Here is a 17,880-nt window from a genome sequence, read left to right as displayed (position 1 = left end):
AGCTGTAGCATCACTTATTTTTATCTTTGAATGAATATATCCAAAACGGTTCTCTTTCTAACCACTCGACTGTTTCCGGTACACCATCTTCATACTCTCTTTTTAGTTCTGTTACTTTAGTCGTAAACTGTGATGCATGTGCTTGCAATGCTTCTAGCTTTTTTGGAACATATTCTTTCACTTCATTTTTAAAATGTGGCGGACCTATTTCCACTTCATGATTATTTGAAAAAGCTACCGCATAAAACGTTGGTCTTTTATTTTCCTGAATAGTAGCTAAAGCCGCAGCCACCGCTTCTCCTGTTGCATCATGATCTGGATGAACTGCATATCCCGGATAAAAAGAAATGACCAATGAAGGATTCAATTCTTCTACACATTTTTGTATTACACGTCTTAACTCTCCAGGAATTTCAAATTCAAGGGTCTTATCACGATATCCCATCATACGTAAATCTTTAATACCTAAAATATTTGTAGCCCTCTTTAGTTCTTTCTCTCTTATAGCATATAATGATTCACGTGTTGCAAAAGGAGGATTTCCCATCGCTCTCCCCATTTCACCTAACGTTAAGCAAACATAAGTTAGAGGAACATTCCGCTGGACATAAGCTAAAATTGTACCCGCCACGCAATATGACTCATCATCTGGATGCGGAAAAACAATTAAAACGTGACGTTCATTTTTTATCAAAATCATCTTCCTCCATCATACACAATATTAACCTTTTTCTTTAAAAACTATTAAATCACTACTGCATACCACGTTACTCCAACAAGTAGTACGAAAAGAAGGATAATATAAATAGTTGATAAGTTTTTCACATTTCTCTTTGTAGACTTTCCGTAATTCTCCTCCACGTTTCTTGCAACTAGTACAGTCCCAAATAGCGATACAATTACAATAATAACGACTAGTGAAATTGCAAAACTCATTGTCTTTTCACCTCTCTAAGACCCATCTATTTTAATTAAAGAACTTACATAAAAACCTTCCTCTTTAAAACGTTGATAACATACTACCTTTCTTCTCTTATCATAATAGATGTTTGTAAAAAGCGGACCAACCACTTTCGTGTTTTTTTACTCATCCACTTTAAAAATAAAAAGAAGCGATATATTTTATCGCTTCTCACTCTCATCATCTTTATTCTTTTATTAATGACTTATTCGCTCTTATAACTTCTTGATACAATAATGGTGACCACTTTTCATTTATGTAGTCTTGAATTACCCAGCCTACTCTCGCAGGATTCTTTTGTTTTATATGGTTTGCAATTTCAGGATTTATATAAGAGGCATAGTAATATGGACTATTCCATGCTGTACCACCAGAAGACAAGCTTGTAAAATTTATATATAGATGATTTAAATCCTCACTATTGTTCATCGTTTCATTCATTGTATCTTTAATAGATTTTACTTTCTCATCATAACTCACTTTATATTTATCTTGTACTGTTACATTTACATTTTGATTTACAGTTGTGGTAAACGTCTCATTATCCGGCCAATAAAAATTATTATATCCTCCAGATTCATTACTACCACTATATCTTTTTAGTAGTACAATTTTCCCACGAGCATCTCCAAGTTTTATATTTCCTTCTGTTTTTAAAAAGATAGGATCAACAAAATAATTTTTTTCAAACGTACTACTAAATGAATCTTCTGCCCCTTTCATATCCTCATACTCTTTTTTTAAGGACATAATAATCGTTTCACTCGGATTATCTCTTAAAAATTGTTTCGCTTCGTTTATGAATTCATGCAGTGTTACATAAAGATATAATGGCCCATGATGAAGAACTATCGTATTATCATCTGTTAAACGTCCTCTTATATCAAAAATGCGAGCTCCATGGTCCATTTGATAGCGAAAATCATATTCTTGCGTCATTCCCCATACTTGCTTAATCGGATTTTGCAACTTGAACGTCCCACTATCGTGTGTTCCTGGAATTGAAATTCGTGCTAACGGGATATTATCAGGTATAGGTTGCATCCATTTCGACCAATTTTCAAGCTCATTAACAGAGCTAGCTGCAACTACTTGCTTATCATGTAAAGCAAATACAAATGTGATAAATATTGTACTACATATGAATAATTTCAAAATTAACTTCTTATTGCTCATTATTATCCCTCTCTTTTTCTGTTTTTATATCAAACTTATTGAATATAATATAAGCTAGTTCAGAAAAAATAAATAACATTTCATCAATATGAAATATTGCATAGAAGTAAAGTTAAAAAATCATTCACATATACTAAATTAGAAAAATTTAAAGGAACTTCATCTGAAGTTCCTTTTACTTATTTTATGTTCAATACGTATGAACCATCTTTATTCTCATATTTATAGACGTATAAATAATATTTACCTGGCTTTGCATTATAAGTTCCTTTAACTACATTGCCTTCATTTTCACCATATGCTACATAGTTATTTAAATCTGATTCATGATGAAGTACCCATGTCATTCCGATATTTTGTTCATTTAGTAAAGAAATATTAATATTTTCCGGCGAGTCAATTTGGAAAGTAAATACATCTACTCTATCACTATTATGTAGCGTTCCTTTCACCGGTGTATGAAAGTTAACTTTATTTGCCTGTCTAGGCTCATTATTTGGTTCATTTTCTGTTACTTGTAATTCATTCCCACCGTTTGGTTTTCTTTGTTCATAGCCTAAGTTTACTAGTATAGACTTCAAATCTGGTAAAACACCAATTTTATCTGCATATGGATCTTTAGATTTTGTTCCTGTGCTCTGGTTGCTTAATATTGCTCTTAGTTCACTAGGTCTATATGGTTGTCCTAAATTTTCTTTAGCAATGCTTTGTACTAAAGTCGCTGCCCCAGCAATAATTGGCGAAGCACTAGATGTTCCGCTAAAGCTTGAAGTATAAAGATTTACAGCACTTCTACTTTGTTCAGCTGTAGTTGTATCTACATTTTCTCCCCATCCGTACACATCAATACGGCTTCCATAATTCGAAAACCACATACGTTCATGAGGGAAAGATGAAGAGCCAGCGCCTACCATAATTGCACCCGAATCTTTAAAATCTTTACTATTACGATTTAAGACTTGCTTACCTTTTCTATCTTTGAACTGGTCTAAATCATTCCACCCATTTGCTCCAGCCTCTATAATTACAATCCCTTTATCTGTACCAGCACGAATTGCATCAAAGATATCTGGTTGTACTTCAACAGGTAAATATTTATCACCATATCCATCGAAAGATGCTTGCGCCTCTAACAATAAAACATCCCCAGCTTCTAACTGATTTACAGCGCTTAATATTGCATCAGCCGTATTATACTGTCCGTTATCTCTTATTTGAGAGATAACCTTTGCTTTCGCTTTTGGCGCAATCCCAATATTCCCGACTTCATTGTCCTCAGAGGATACAATTCCTAGTACAGACGTCCCATGACCGACATGCTGATCTATATTTCTTCCAGACATTAATTCAATATTTTGATGTAATAAATCCTCATGATTTAATAGCCATCCGTATTCCATATCAACAAAAGTGATACCATTTCCATTACCGCCTTGAATTTCCCAGGCGAAAGGCGCATTAATACCGTATGGGGCCGCTTCAAGATAACCTTGCTTTTTAAATCTAGGATTGTTACTAGGATTAAGAGCTACACTTGATGATTGCACTTCAGGTGGCATTATTTTCTCTTTTCTCTTCATATATGCATCTTCTATTAAAGAAGATGCCTTTAACTTATCTACTATTTCTTCTTCATACCCACTATTTTGATTTTGAAGAATATAGTAGTTTAATAAACTTGTAGATACATGATTAGGTGCTTTCACTTCAAGGTTTTGTATTTGTTCCGAGCTTACAGATGTGAATAAACGAGTAAATGTTACATCTGGATATTCTGTCAAAAGATCTTTTATTACTTTATCATTCGTTTGAGATTGTATTTGTTTTTCAATACCATCTTCATATGGCAAATCCAAATCCGCTTTAAATTTTACAATGATTTGCTTATCTGTTTCTTGTTCTATCCCTGATTTAATCTGCTGTTCTATAGAATCAGCATGTACACTATTGATAGTACCTCCTGTTCCTAAAAGTGCTGTAATGATTACAGTTGACGCACACATTTTTTGAAATATTTTCATTGCATTAATCCTCCTATTAATAATTAATTATTATATTAATCTATAATGATTTTATTTCTATAACGTATTCCCTTTCTACTAAATAGATTATAGTAATCAGAAATATGAACTTCAATGTATTTTCATATGCAATATTTCATATTCGGACTCTACACTACACGAATATGAAACTTATAGTGATTATTTATTTTATATGTGCTAATATACTTACATTAATATATTACGCATATATACATTTCAAACTACATTACTTAATAGTTTCACCTTAATTTTTTCTTAGGAGGATTTACAATGAAATTACTAAAACTAAAACATATAATCCCTTTATCTGCAGCTGCAATTACATTCGTATGTAGTCAAAGCACAGCTGAAGCTTCTACCATTCATACAGTAAAAAAGAACGATACACTTTGGGGCATTAGTAAACAATACGGAGTTTCAATACAATCCATTAAACAGGCTAATAATAAAGGAAACGATCAAACCTTTATTGGCGAACAGTTACATATTCCAGGGTCCGTGAAATCAAATGAAATCACTGTTCCTCAAAACGCCAAGCCAGCGAACATTTCTGGACAAATTATTTATCAAGTACAACCGGGAGATTCATTAGAAACGATAGCAAGGCGTTACAATGTCACTGTCCAATCTATAAAACAAATGAACAATACAGTCGGAAACAAGCTTTATACAGGACAACATTTAAAAATCAACTCAACCATTTCACAAAAAGAAAAAAACTTAATGGCACGCTTAGTTACTGCTGAAGCAGGTGGCGAATCGTATAAAGGAAAAGTAGCAGTAGCGAAAGTTATACTAAATCGTGTAAATGCAAAAGGTTTTCCAAATACAATAACAGGCGTTATTTATGAACCTATTAAATACGGATATGCATTTACTCCTGTTACAGATGGAAGAATTAATCAGCCTGCAAGCGCAGAAGCAAAAATGGCTGTAGAAGAGGCTATCTCCACAAATGGAGTACATTCTGACTGGCTTTATTTCTACAATCCAAAAACATCAACAGACAAGTGGATTACGACACGTCAAACAGTAGCAGTAATTGGTAACCATGTGTTTGCTAAATAAGATTTAAAATCATTAACAGACCTCTTCACTTAAAAGGTCTGTTTTTTTCTATGTAAGATGTTATTAATCATATGACATAGTTATTTTTCAAACTATTTTTTCTTTCAAATAAAAATTTTTGTATTTACTCCACCACTCGTAGAAATTAATAAAGCATCAAGTTCAAAAACTCCCACTTTATTAATAAAAGCTATTTCTTAACCTCATAAAATTGTTATACACTAGAAAAATAAAAAACAAACTATTCGTTAGCAGGTGGAAGAATATGTATGATGTTACGATTATCGGCGCTGGAGTAAGTAGCATTTTTATGGCTTATTCACTAGCTAAAAGTAACAAAAAAGTTTTAATTCTTGATAAAGGTAAAGCGCTAGAAGATCGCCATTGTCCTTTAGACGAAGGAAAAGTGTGTAATTGTACTACATGTGATAAATATTTCGGGTTTGGTGGTTTAGGCAAATCTGAAGGGAAATTTAATTATACAAACGGATTTGGCGGAGAACTTGAGAAAAAAGTCGGTAAAGAGGGTTTTATACAACTCATGGCTGAAGTAGATGAAATTCTATGTCAGTTTGGTGGAAGTTCGGTTTCAAAATATTCTACTGAAAATTCAAGTCTCACTAAGAGAGCTGAAGCGTGTGGTTTACAAATGCTAACAACAGAAGTAAGACATCTTGGTACTACACTTTCCAGTAACATTTTTCAGCAGCTCTATGAATTTTTACTGACGAAAATAAAGATCCAATTTCATATAGATGTACAACATATTCTGAAACAGGAAGATCATTTTACAATAGAGACAAATCAAGGAACAGTTCAAACTAAGCAACTAGTATTAGCAACTGGGCGCTCTGGAGCCGATTGGTTAAAAGAAATGTGCAGTTCCCTAAATATTTCTCAGGAGCAAACACGTGTAGATTTAGGAATTAGAGTAGAAATGAAAGAACATCAATTACGCTCTATATTAAAAGATACTTTTGAAACAAAACTTTCTTATCAAGGTGAGCATTTCATAGCAACTACTTACTGTATGAATCCAAAAGGACGCATCATTCGAAAGTACGAAGAAGGTTTAGTTATGCCTGACGGTCAAAATTTTCGAGAGCAAGGAACTGGCACTTCTAACTTAAATTTCACTTTATTTATTCCTCGCTATTTTCCAACTCTCAAAGAAGCAAATGTATACGCAAGTTCAATTATTCAAGGCATTAACCAAGGACGAGATCGGATTGTTATACAGCGCTTAGAGGACTTACTAAAGAAACAACCTACGGTGGAAAACAGCATGGAACATAATCGTATACAACCTACACTACAGGGAGATTATGGAGATTTGAATCAAGAAATTCCTCAATTATATATTGAAGGGCTAAAAGAATTTTTATTACGTTTAGAACAATTTATACAAGAGCCTATCGATCAACATACTTTACTATATGGAATTGATGGAAAGTTCTATGCTCCTACGATAAAAATTAATAATCATTTTGAAACTAGTGTACATGGGCTATTTTTAATTGGAGATTGTTCAGGCGTTACGCATTCATTATCTCAAGCAGCTGCAAGTGGTCTGTATGTTGGAAAGTACTTATCTGACATTTAATTTTTATCATTAAGATGTCAATCAAATATTTTCAATTTCAAAACACTTTACTTATATAGTAAAAGTATATTAATAAGTCCCCTACCCTTCACGGCTAATGATTAACAGACAAAAGATTTTGATTTTACAAAATACATATGTAATATAACTGTATATTTAAAACGATTGACATTCAATTCTAATAAATTGAATGTCAACCGTTTTAAAAGTCTCTATCCATTTTCACTTTTATTTGTTCGATATTTTGTAACATCATCATAGTGTTTAATATGGTAGGATGTCTATAAGTCAATTTCACTACAACTATGACTTGTTCTGCCCGTTTCTCAAAAAGAGTTATATTTATGCTACTACGCTTTAAAAAACCCCATTATATATATGAATACTTCAAATTATTCCCTTTAGAAAACAAAATCTAAATGGTTCATCACACTCTAATAGTTATAAAAACATAATATATAACTTTAGTTAAATAAATTATATAAAGAAGGTGTAAAAATGAAGAACAAAATAAATTTACAAATACAAAATATAAGTTTTGTTATAATAATGGGTTTAGCAGTATGGTTAAAAACATATCTTATTACGCGATTCAGTTTTGATTTAAAAATCGAGTCTTCGACGCAAGAGCTCATTTTGTTTATTAGCCCTCTAGCCGCATCATTAGCATTTGTTGGATTAGCATTATTTGCAACTGGTGAAAAGCGAAATTATATAGCGCTCTGTATTAATTTCTTATTAACAATCGTGCTTGTTGGAAATGTAATGTTCTATGATTTTTATAATGATTTCGTTACATTACCAGTACTTGGACAAACCTCAAACTTTGGCCAATTAGGCGGCAGTATTATAGAAATATTAAACTACAAAATTATACTCGCATTCGTAGACATTGTTTTCTTCTTTATTTTATTAAAAAAGAAATCATTGGTCTTTAAAACAGAACGTGTAACTCATTCTACGCGCTTGTTATACTTTCTTTTAACGATTGGTGTATTCTTTGCGAATCTACATCTTGCAGAAAAAGAGCGCCCTGAATTATTAACAAGATCATTCGACCGAGTCATGCTTGTCAAAAATTTAGGCTTATATACTCACCAAGTATATGACTTAACACTGCAAGTAAAAGCTGGGTCACAAAAAGCACTTGCTGATAGTAGTAAATTACAAGAAACTGAAAACTACGTAAAAGCAAATCAAAGCGAGCCAAACCCTAATATGTTTGGTGCAGCGAAAGGAAAAAACGTAATTGTCGTCACTCTTGAATCCTTGCAGACCTTCTTAATAGGCGCATCAGTGAACGGGCAAGAAGTTACACCATTCCTAAATGAATTCATAAATGAAAGTTATTACTTTGATAACTTTTTCCATCAAACTGGTCAAGGGAAAACATCTGATTCTGAATTTCTAATCGATACGTCGTTGTATCCATTAAATCGAGGAGCTGTATTCTTTACACACGGTAACAATGATTATACTGCAACTCCAGAAATTTTACGTCAGCAAGGTTATTTCACTTCTGTATTTCATGCGAATAACGCAACATTTTGGAATCGTAATATTATGTACTCCACTCTTGGTTATGACCGTTACTATAATGAACTTGATTACAAAATCACGCCAGAAACAAATTTAAATTGGGGATTAAAAGATATCGAATACTTTGATCAATCAGTAGATATATTAAAAACTGTTAATCAACCATTCTATGCTCGTTTCCTTACTTTAACAAACCATTATCCATTTACGTATGATGAAGATACAAAATTCATTGAACCATACAACTCTGGTAATGGCGTATTTGATCGTTACATCGTAACAGCACGTTACTTAGACGAATCCATAAAAAAATTTATTGAACGTCTAAAGGCCGAGGGGCTTTACGATAATTCTATTATTGTGTTATACGGTGATCATTATGGCATTTCCGAAAAACATAATCGTGCAATGGCACAGTTTTTAGAAAAAGATCAAATAACAGAATTTGATACTTTAAATTTACAACGTACACCTTTATATATTCATATTCCTGGACAAACAGAAGGTCAAACTATTTCAAAGCCTACGGGACAAATCGATATGAAACCTACTATTCTAAATTTATTAGGTGTTGATTCTACGAATGATATCCGTTTTGGCCATGATATGTTTTCAGATGAATATACTGGCTTTGTTGTTTTACGTGATGGTAGCTTCGTTACAGATAAGTATGCATACAAAAACAACACTTTCTACGACCGTATAACAGGTGAAATTGTAGATTTACCAAAAAAAGAAGCTCAAGCCCTCATTAAACGTGCACAAAATGAATTACGAATGTCTGACAAAATTATTGAAGGCGATTTATTACGTTTCTCAGAAAGTAATAAAATTAAAACTGGCGAAGTACAAACTAAAATTAAAGAAACAGAAAAATAATCTATATGAAAAAGGAGCAACTTATTACAGTTGCTCCTTTTTACTTTCTTATAACACATCAGATTTTTTATTCTACGCTTGTTTCTAAAACTACATCCGCAAAAGTATTATCATCACCTATATTTAAAATCACTTCACATTGACGCAATCTCAATTCAAAGAGCATGATAGAATCGTGATAGATTTCAGGATTTGATTTCATCTTATGTAATATCTCTTGTTTTTCTTGTATTTCTAAATGCGTGTTTTCTACAGCTTGCTTTAAGGAGTTAAATGGATTCCTAAAGAATATATTAATATCTCGCTCTTGTGTGTTTTCAAACAGCTCAAATTGCAAGAAAAATTTCTTCATAATAGAAGCCGTTACTTCAGTATAATCTTCATTTTCTACATACTGTTTGTATTTGTTATATAGCATAGATTTATTTTTAGGAAGAACTCCAAATAATTTACCAGCACTTTTCAGTAAAAATTGTGCTGGCGTAAATCGACGTAAAATATTTACTTCATCCATTTGTATTCTAGTCGTCATCCTGTCAGTATCTCTGCGCCAGTCATCAAGTACTTTAAAGTCACATTCTAACTGTATTCTATTTTCTCCAAATAGTGAATTAAGCCCTTCACTAAGTTCTTCTAAATATGTTTGACTTTGAAGAAGCTCATTATTAGAAGTTGCAATCCAATTTTGCATAGAAAGAGCCAGATTAGGTAACACAGTTTGTTCTAAATATTTATGCACTCTTTCATTCATTGCTTTATTTAGTTCCGTATCCATGTGCCCGAAATCACTTTCTTCACTAATTAAATTAGAACAGCTCTTTAATATCTTCGGAATATTTTCAGTAAGATCATTTGTAATTTCAGTCTTCATTGAACGATACGATTGTGTAATGAAATGAATTTTTTCCCTCTCAAATGTAGTAAGGTTATTAATGCTACCGTTTAGTTTCACTAGCATATCTTCATTCCAATTAATAGCATCCACCAGATTATTTTCTTTCTCAACACGTTTATCCAAAAGATATGTAATTGTTTTTCGAATGAAAAATAATAACTTTTCAGTACGTTCTGCATCGATATTTTTATGATTAAAGTTAAAATGAATAAACTCAGTTAAATCATTTAATTGTTGACTACTTGTATATAACGAGGAATAAGGGAAAATTCTCGCATACGGGAAATATGTGTTTATTCTCGTTGCCGTATCATGTAATACCCTTTTCACTTCTGCTTCACTGTAAATGTTATCGATTTTATTTAATAAGAAATGAATTTGTAAATTTGGCGTATGCTCTTGAATACTTAATAGAATGTCACGTTCTTTATCAGTAAAAGGTGAATCCGCATTCAATACGAACAGTAATTCGTCTACAGAATTTAAATATTCGAATATCTCATCTCTAGTGTCGTTATTCCTATTAAAGCCAGGTGTCACTACAAATGTAAGTTTATTTTCATTTAAAAATCTACATGGTAATTTAAATTCAACACACGCTCTATCTCTATATGTTTGATAGTGCTGAGACATCATATTATGGTAATCAGAGACATCTTCCGTTGTTGTAATTGCTGAGTCTGTTATAGCGTTTATTTCTATATGAGCATCATTTTTTAAAACTACTACATTTGAAATTGATTTTTCTAATATATTTTCTCCTAATATAGAGTTAATAAATGTAGTTTTTCCGTTCCCTGAAGTTCCCGTTACTAAAATACGATTTGTTCTTAAATCTGCGAGCTCGTCAACTAACCATTTAAATCGGTGACCTATTTCTATATTCTGCTTTTGTGCCCACTGTGTAATAGATTCAAAAAGGTGTAAGCTGTACTCTAAGCCATTTACATGATTAATAGAATGTGACAGTAAGTTTTCCGCATGTTCTATATTTGCTGAATCTATTTTGGAAGGGAAAATCTCATCCCATGCCAATACAGCTGCAGATGGAAATACAGCATAAGATGGATTGACTACCTTTAACCAATTTGCTAACAGATTTGGAATGATATCGTTTAATTGTCTAAGCGTATATTGACCTTGAATTAATGCAAAGTACGTTTCTTCGTAAAGAGCAGAAACTTTGTTCCATATATCGGACGAATGTATTTCAATATGTAAGAAAAATTCATTTATTGTGTTAAGCCACAATAAGTAATTTTTTTCATTTTTATAACTGTTCCAGAGTGATGAAACCATTTGCGTAAATTGTACTTGATCTACATTATTTAATGTAGCTAATGCATCATAAAAATAGTCTGGTGAAATATGTTTAGTAAACCCTTTATCGATATATCCTTTTAACACCTCAAACCAAGGATACGATTCTATGCGAATTAACTCATTCACAGCAAGCTCTACTGCACTATCAAAATCTTGCTGTTCCTCATAAAAGGAACGGGCAATTTTTGTGACATTCGGATAATCAGGATTTAAAGAAACTGCTTCTTTAATAACACCGAAAGCTGAGTCAAAATTATTTTGCTCAATGTAAAGAGAAAGTAATTGTAGTCTAATTTCGGTCATCAATATTTTATTATCAGTAGTAATAGAAGTATAAATATTTTCAGCAAATGATAACTGATTCAGTTCGAAATAAGCATCCGCAATATTTTTTTGTGCCCATGGTGCTAATTCATTACTAACCTTCTCCCATTTAAAAATAGCTGCTTCAAAATCTTGATGACGATAATAAAATTCACCTTGTGCAAAACGAATATAAGACCCATCAGAAATCTCATTTTTTTCTTCGTTTACATAAGCTTGTCCAAGTACGTCAAGAGTTGGTTTTGTTTCATTCTCCATTAGGAATGTTTCATAATACATCTTTTTTATTAATTGTTTTTCTAATCTCATCTTTTCCCCCACTACATCTTGAAAATACATTTTTAAGATATGTCAATACTTTTTGTATGTATGCTTTTTATCTTAACAAAGAATATCTTTTGGAAAATTTCATTTTCCTTTCATTTTTCAAGTTAGATTGAATTTTTATGAGAAAAGTTTCAGTTTTTTTTCAATTCCCTTTCAGTTATGAAACAGCATTAAATGTTCCTAATAACCTAATAACACTATAATATTCCACATTATATTATCAGGAAAACCCCATATAAACCATATTATAAAAACAATCTATATTGAATTTATATACATAATTCACTGTGCTGTCAAACAAAAAAACAACAATAGGAGCCAACAGCTATTCATACCATTTCTTTCTCAAATTGTTTTCCTTTAAAATGTTTCAGTAGTTATGTAATTAAATTCCATTAACCTATATAAATAACTAGTCCAAAAAATATCTATATGCATATCATGTTATAGTAAAGAATTTAGGAGATCCTAAAAGGAGGCATTTTCATGTTTGAAGATAAATCTAAAATAAATTACCCATATGAATTTACTGAAACTACAACAGTTCCTCTAAAGAACCCCATTGATAAAAAATTCAAGAACGGCACAGGTACACATAACTTCCCAATTAAGAAGCACTATAAAGAGCAAGTTCTATACACTGAAAAAATTAATAATAATAAAAATAAGTAATTGTATAGACCTTTATAACAATTAGCCAAATAAGAAGCAACATTTGGCCATGCATAGTTATTTAGTTAGTAATGATACAATTCATGCACATTTTAAAAAGTGCTGTATACAGCGCTTTTTTATACATAGATAAATTTAAGCTAACGCAACCAAGAAATAAACTGCAAAATTACTCCACCTTATTCTCGTTTAACTATTAAATCTACATATGAAAAGGGAGCAACAGTAAATGTTGCTCCCTTTTGAAATATAATTTATTCACTCTACATAACCCTCTTAAACATCTTCTCCAACTCATAAGTAGAATGATGCACAAGAATCGGTCTTCCGTGTGGGCATGTGTATGGGTTTGTTGTTGTACGTAATTCTTCCAGTAAGGCAAATATTTGATCGTTCGTTAAATATTGATTCGCTTTAATGGATGCTTTACAGCTCATCATGATGGCTGCTTCTTCACGTAACTTTTTAATATCCACTTTTTTTAGTTTAACAACTTGCTCCATCATTTCATCGATAATTTCTGTTTCTTGTCCTTTCGGGAACCATGTTGGATGCGAGCGGACGATAAAAGATTGATGGCCGAATTGTTCTAAAAATAGCCCGACTTTTTTTAGTTCTTCTAACTGTTCTTCGACACGTAAAAATTCAGTAAGAGATAGATCAATACGGTACGGTACAAGTAACTCTTGTACTTCTTGCGCTACCCTTCCTACTTTATCACGGAAGTATTCATAATTAATACGTTCCTGCGCGGCATGCTGGTCAATCATATATAAGCCTTTATCATTTTGAGCGAAAATATATGTTCCATGCATTTGTCCAATTGGATAAAGTGGTGGTAAGTCATTCCCGTTCATTTCAATCTCTTTTATTTCCCGAACTTCTTCTTCTAATTCCTCTAGTTCAAAATCCTCTTCATTACTGTCCCACGATTTCTCTTCTTGAATTGGTTCTTCGATTATCGGTTTAGTGGATGGTTGCCAACTTTGTTCTTCTCTTATGAGCGACTGTGGTGGTTGCCATTCTTGTTTCGGCGGTTGCCACAGTTGTGGTGGCTGTTTCACAGCCTGCGGTTCTTCTTGTTTTGCATCCATGCCAGTTGGTAAAACAATGTCCGGAATAGATGGTTCTTTCGGCTTCGCATGCTCAAACTGGAACTGTTCTTGCACACTTTCGTCTTTTTCTTTTTTCTTCGTTGTTACGCCTGCATCTGGAATGAGCTGTATTTTTTTAAATGCAGCTTGCAATGTTTCTTCGATCAGCTTTAGCAATTCTTGTTCTTTACTAAAACGAACCTCTAATTTCGCTGGATGTACGTTAACGTCAACAAGCATTGGATCCATTTCAATCGATAAGAAGCCGATTGGATACCGTCCGACTGGCAGTAATGTATGGTAACCTTGTTGAATGGCTTTCATTAATACGAAATTTCGTACGTAACGGCCATTTACGATTGTTGACATATAATTACGAGATGCTCTCGTTACTTCTGGTAATGTTACATAACCTTTAATCGTGAAGTCTAAAGATTCAGCTTCAATTGGAACAAGCTTCTTTGCAACTTGAATGCTATAAATCGATGCAAGTACTTGTCTTACATCACCATTTCCTGATGTATGAAGCAATTTCTTTTCATTATGAAATAGCTTTAATGATACTTCTGGATGTGACATTGCAATACGATACACGATATCTGTAATATTACCAAGCTCTGTATGAATGGTTTTCATATATTTAAGACGCGCTGGTGTATTAAAGAATAAGTTTTGTACTGTAATATCTGTTCCTTTTCGGCTCGCTGTTTTCTCCTGCTTTATAATGTCTCCACCTTTAATAATAAGGTGCGTACCAGGTGCATCACCTGTGCTAGTGATTAATTCTAATTCACTAACTGAGGCAATACTCGGCAATGCCTCACCGCGGAAACCGAGTGTTCTTATGCGAAACAGATCGTTTTCATCTTTAATTTTGCTCGTCGCATGTCGTTCAAAAGCGACGATACAATCTTCTTCTGCAATGCCATCTCCATTATCAATGATGCGAATTTTCGATAAACCAGCTTCTTCTAAGTGGATTTCAATAGATGTACTATTCGCATCGATAGAATTTTCCACAAGTTCTTTTACGACTGAGGCAGGGCGCTCTACTACTTCCCCTGCCGCAATTAAGTTAGAGAGTTGGTCATCGAGTTTGCGAATTTTCCCCATCTACTTACTCATCCTTTCTTTAACTTTTTCTGTAAGCGATACAGTTCATTCATCGCTTCTAAAGGTGTCATATCAAGTAAATCAATTTTTTTAATTTGCGCAAGTACTGCCGTTTCTTTTGCATCTAGAACTGGCTTGTCTTGTTTTTTCGAGGACTGTTCTCCACCAAAGAATGATAGTTGTGATTCTTCTTCATTCTCTACCTTCGTTTCTTCTATTTCTACTGGATCTTCTTTTACAACTATAGGTTCTGGAATTACTTCTTGCTCTTGCGCTTTCACTTCTACACGCTTTGGAATAATAATTTCTTCTTGTCCTTCTAATTGTGCTAACACTTCTTTCGCACGAGCAATTAAGCTATCTGGAAGCTCCGCAAGTTGCGCAACGTGAATTCCGTAACTTTTATCTGCTGCCCCGTCTTGAATTTTGTGAAGGAATACTACTTTTCCGTTCTCTTCAATAGCTGAAACGTGTACATTTTTCAATTGATCTAAACTTTCTTCTAACACCGTCAATTCATGATAATGCGTAGAGAATAACGTTTTTGCACCAATTTGGTCATGAATATGTTCAATGATTGCTTGTGCGAGTGCCATACCATCATACGTAGATGTACCGCGTCCAATTTCATCAAATAAAATTAAACTTCTTTCCGATGCGTTTGCAATTGCATTTTTCGCTTCTAACATTTCGACCATAAATGTACTTTGACCTGATATTAAATCATCCGCTGCACCAATTCTCGTAAAGATTTGATCAAATACAGGTAATACTGCTTCTGTTGCTGGTACGAAACAACCGATTTGCGACATAACCGTTACAAGTGCTAATTGTCTCATATACGTACTTTTACCAGACATGTTCGGCCCTGTAATTAAAAAGACATCCATATTCTCTGGCATAATACAATCATTCGGTACATACAATTTCCCGTTCAATACTTTTTCAACGACAGGATGACGACCATCTTTAATAAAGATTTCGCGCTTCGTTGTCAGTACAGGTTTTACAAACTGTTCTTCTTCACTCACTGTCGCAAAACTTTGCAGTACGTCTAATTCACTAATTACTTTCGCTAAATGTTGTAATTTCGGAATAAATACTTTTACTTCTTCACGAAGTGCTGTAAATAAATCGTATTCTAGCTGTACGATTTTTTCTTCAGCTTCCAAGATTAACGTTTCTTTTTCTTTCAGTTCATCTGTAATGAAACGTTCAGCATTAGCAAGCGTCTGTTTACGTTCATAGCGACCTTCTGGAAGTGCTGCAAGATTCGCTTTCGTTACTTCAATGTAGTAACCGAAAATACGGTTGTATCCGATTTTTAACGATTTAATTCCAGTAATATCACGTTCTCTTTTTTCAAGCTCAGCAATCCACGTTTTCCCGTTTTTACTCACGTAACGATATTGATCAAGCTTGTCATTATAACCATCTTTAATAATATCTCCATCTTTAATTGAAAGCGGTGGGTTTTCTTGAATACTTCTTCCTAGTAATTCTGTTAAGCTTTCACATGGATCTGCACCTTGAATTAATCTCGATGCATAAGCGTTATCTAACAAACTAATTGCTTCTAAAATAGCTGGCACTTGAAGTAATGAACGTCTTAATTGTAATAAGTCTCTTGCATTTACGTTACCAAATGCAACTTTTCCTGCTAAGCGTTCTAAATCATATACTTCTTTTAACTTTTCTTTTAAATCTTCACGTAAGAAGTAATCATTTACAAACGTTTCAACCATTTCTAAACGCTCTTCAATTCTTTCTTTCTGTATAAGTGGACGTTCCATCCACTGTTTTAACATACGACCACCCATAGCTGTTTTCGTCTTGTCCAATAACCATAATAGTGATCCTGTTTTTTCTTTCGTCCGAAGTGTTTCTGTCAGTTCTAAATTTCGCTTTGAATGTACATCAATTTTCATAAATTGATTCGTATAATAAATTTCTACTGGTTGCAAATGATCTAAAGAACGTTTTTGCGTTCTTATTACATAGTTAAATAAACGTCCAACTGCTTTAATTAATTTTGCTTGTGAAACCTTTTTCACAAGATGTTCTAATCCTTCCGGAATTGCCGTTGCATCTTCATACGAAATCGTCATTTTCAATGTTTCAGTTAACTTGTTTAGTTCATCTTTAGAAAAGGAAGAATCAACAACAATTTCTTTCGAACCAGTTGCATACACTTCTAATAAAATATCTTCTACTGAACCAGTCAGTAACGTTACTGTATTTTGTCCAGTCGTTAAGTCGTTACAAGCTAATGCATATGATCCATCTTCAAAATGTGTTAATGCGGCTAAGAAGTTGTTTTCTTTCTCATCAATTGTACGCCCTTCCATCATCGTTCCTGGCGTAATTAATTGTACTACTTCACGACGTACTACACCTTTAGCTGTTTTCGGATCTTCTACTTGCTCACAAACAGCTACTTTATATCCTTTTTCAACAAGTTGTTCAATATAGTTTTTAGCCGCATGATATGGTACACCGCACATCGGTATACGTTCACTACTACCGCCATCTCGGCTCGTTAATGTAATTTCAAGTTCATGGGCTGCTTTAACAGCATCCTCAAAGAACATTTCATAAAAATCGCCTAAGCGAAAAAATAAAAAGGCATCTTGATAATCTGCCTTAACCTTTAAATATTGCTGTATCATAGGCGTATATTGAGTCATACTTTTCCTCCATAATTCTTACATGATAATCTATTTTCATATATGTCGCATTTCACGGACACTCTTATCTCCTATTTCAGGAGTCTTTCTTCATTATAACATATTTCATAAAGAATCATGTTCATTCAGCGCCACTTATGTAAAGTAAAAAGCTAGGAAGAACTTCTCCCTAGCTTT

At 33.2% G+C, this 17,880-nt stretch carries 11 protein-coding genes; 4 read left to right on the top strand and 7 right to left on the bottom strand.

Annotated features, from left to right (window positions below; genetic code table 11):
• Positions 1 to 10 precede the first annotated feature (10 nt).
• The 4 genes from bshB2 to DN404_RS18445 all read right to left on the bottom strand — a co-directional run bounded on the left by bshB2 (position 11) and on the right by DN404_RS18445 (position 4,158).
• Positions 11 to 691, bottom strand: coding sequence for a bacillithiol biosynthesis deacetylase BshB2 (gene bshB2 / locus DN404_RS18460; RefSeq protein ID WP_042867561.1), 681 nt, complete (start codon positions 689 to 691; stop codon positions 11 to 13).
• 53 nt (positions 692 to 744) lie between these two features.
• The gene (locus DN404_RS18455; RefSeq protein ID WP_000006467.1) at positions 745 to 936 is read right to left on the bottom strand and encodes a hypothetical protein; all 192 of its coding nucleotides are present in this window, start codon (positions 934 to 936) and stop codon (positions 745 to 747) included.
• A 211-nt stretch (positions 937 to 1,147) separates the two neighbouring features.
• Complete coding sequence (gene plcA / locus DN404_RS18450) at positions 1,148 to 2,137, bottom strand: phosphatidylinositol diacylglycerol-lyase (protein WP_000066288.1); 990 nt, start codon at positions 2,135 to 2,137, stop codon at positions 1,148 to 1,150.
• Positions 2,138 to 2,316: 179 nt separating this feature from the next.
• A complete protein-coding gene (locus DN404_RS18445) occupies positions 2,317 to 4,158 on the bottom strand; it encodes a S8 family peptidase (RefSeq protein ID WP_149215317.1) in 1,842 nt (613 codons plus the stop codon).
• A gap of 291 nt (positions 4,159 to 4,449) precedes the next feature.
• On the opposite strand from DN404_RS18445, the gene DN404_RS18440 reads away from it, so the two are divergent.
• The 3 genes from DN404_RS18440 (at position 4,450) to DN404_RS18425 (ending at position 9,268) form a co-directional block, all read left to right on the top strand.
• Positions 4,450 to 5,247, top strand: coding sequence for a cell wall hydrolase (locus DN404_RS18440; protein WP_016123271.1), 798 nt, complete (start codon positions 4,450 to 4,452; stop codon positions 5,245 to 5,247).
• A gap of 265 nt (positions 5,248 to 5,512) precedes the next feature.
• A complete protein-coding gene (locus tag DN404_RS18435; RefSeq protein ID WP_000272403.1) occupies positions 5,513 to 6,850 on the top strand; it encodes an NAD(P)/FAD-dependent oxidoreductase in 1,338 nt (445 codons plus the stop codon).
• 498 nt (positions 6,851 to 7,348) lie between these two features.
• On the top strand, positions 7,349 to 9,268 hold the full coding sequence (locus tag DN404_RS18425) for an LTA synthase family protein (RefSeq protein WP_006922163.1): 1,920 nt from the start codon (positions 7,349 to 7,351) through the stop codon (positions 9,266 to 9,268).
• A gap of 67 nt (positions 9,269 to 9,335) precedes the next feature.
• Here DN404_RS18425 and DN404_RS18420 read toward each other — a convergent pair whose 3' ends face one another.
• Positions 9,336 to 12,119 (bottom strand): dynamin family protein, encoded by a 2,784-nt coding sequence (locus DN404_RS18420; RefSeq protein WP_044307320.1) that lies wholly within the window; start codon positions 12,117 to 12,119, stop codon positions 9,336 to 9,338.
• 504 nt (positions 12,120 to 12,623) lie between these two features.
• Between DN404_RS18420 and DN404_RS18415 the strand changes: the two genes are divergently transcribed.
• The gene (locus DN404_RS18415) at positions 12,624 to 12,809 is read left to right on the top strand and encodes a hypothetical protein (RefSeq protein ID WP_000461138.1); all 186 of its coding nucleotides are present in this window, start codon (positions 12,624 to 12,626) and stop codon (positions 12,807 to 12,809) included.
• 263 nt (positions 12,810 to 13,072) lie between these two features.
• Here the strand turns inward: DN404_RS18415 and mutL are convergent, their stop codons facing one another.
• Together mutL and mutS are read right to left on the bottom strand one after the other, a co-directional pair.
• Positions 13,073 to 15,016, bottom strand: coding sequence for a DNA mismatch repair endonuclease MutL (gene mutL / locus DN404_RS18410; RefSeq protein ID WP_000516455.1), 1,944 nt, complete (start codon positions 15,014 to 15,016; stop codon positions 13,073 to 13,075).
• 8 nt (positions 15,017 to 15,024) lie between these two features.
• The gene (gene mutS, locus DN404_RS18405) at positions 15,025 to 17,703 is read right to left on the bottom strand and encodes a DNA mismatch repair protein MutS (protein WP_149215316.1); all 2,679 of its coding nucleotides are present in this window, start codon (positions 17,701 to 17,703) and stop codon (positions 15,025 to 15,027) included.
• Positions 17,704 to 17,880: the final 177 nt, after the last annotated feature.

Source organism: Bacillus sp. TE8-1 (assembly GCF_008368855.1).
Taxonomy (GTDB): domain Bacteria; phylum Bacillota; class Bacilli; order Bacillales; family Bacillaceae_G; genus Bacillus_A; species Bacillus_A cereus.
Note: the sequence above shows the minus strand (reverse complement) of the source record. Positions and strands in the feature narration are given on the sequence as shown.

Bases quoted from the DNA above. Each gene is read 5' to 3' on its own strand.
- DN404_RS18455 (WP_000006467.1), bottom strand. From the start codon at position 936: ATGAGTTTTGCAATTTCACTAGTCGTTATTATTGTAATTGTATCGCTA.
- plcA (WP_000066288.1), bottom strand. From the start codon at position 2,137: ATGAGCAATAAGAAGTTAATTTTGAAATTATTCATATGTAGTACAATA.
- DN404_RS18445 (WP_149215317.1), bottom strand. From the start codon at position 4,158: ATGAAAATATTTCAAAAAATGTGTGCGTCAACTGTAATCATTACAGCA.
- mutL (WP_000516455.1), bottom strand. From the start codon at position 15,016: ATGGGGAAAATTCGCAAACTCGATGACCAACTCTCTAACTTAATTGCG.
- DN404_RS18435 (WP_000272403.1), top strand. From the start codon at position 5,513: ATGTATGATGTTACGATTATCGGCGCTGGAGTAAGTAGCATTTTTATG.
- DN404_RS18440 (WP_016123271.1), top strand. From the start codon at position 4,450: ATGAAATTACTAAAACTAAAACATATAATCCCTTTATCTGCAGCTGCA.
- DN404_RS18425 (WP_006922163.1), top strand. From the start codon at position 7,349: ATGAAGAACAAAATAAATTTACAAATACAAAATATAAGTTTTGTTATA.
- DN404_RS18415 (WP_000461138.1), top strand. From the start codon at position 12,624: ATGTTTGAAGATAAATCTAAAATAAATTACCCATATGAATTTACTGAA.
- mutS (WP_149215316.1), bottom strand. From the start codon at position 17,703: ATGACTCAATATACGCCTATGATACAGCAATATTTAAAGGTTAAGGCA.
- DN404_RS18420 (WP_044307320.1), bottom strand. From the start codon at position 12,119: ATGAGATTAGAAAAACAATTAATAAAAAAGATGTATTATGAAACATTC.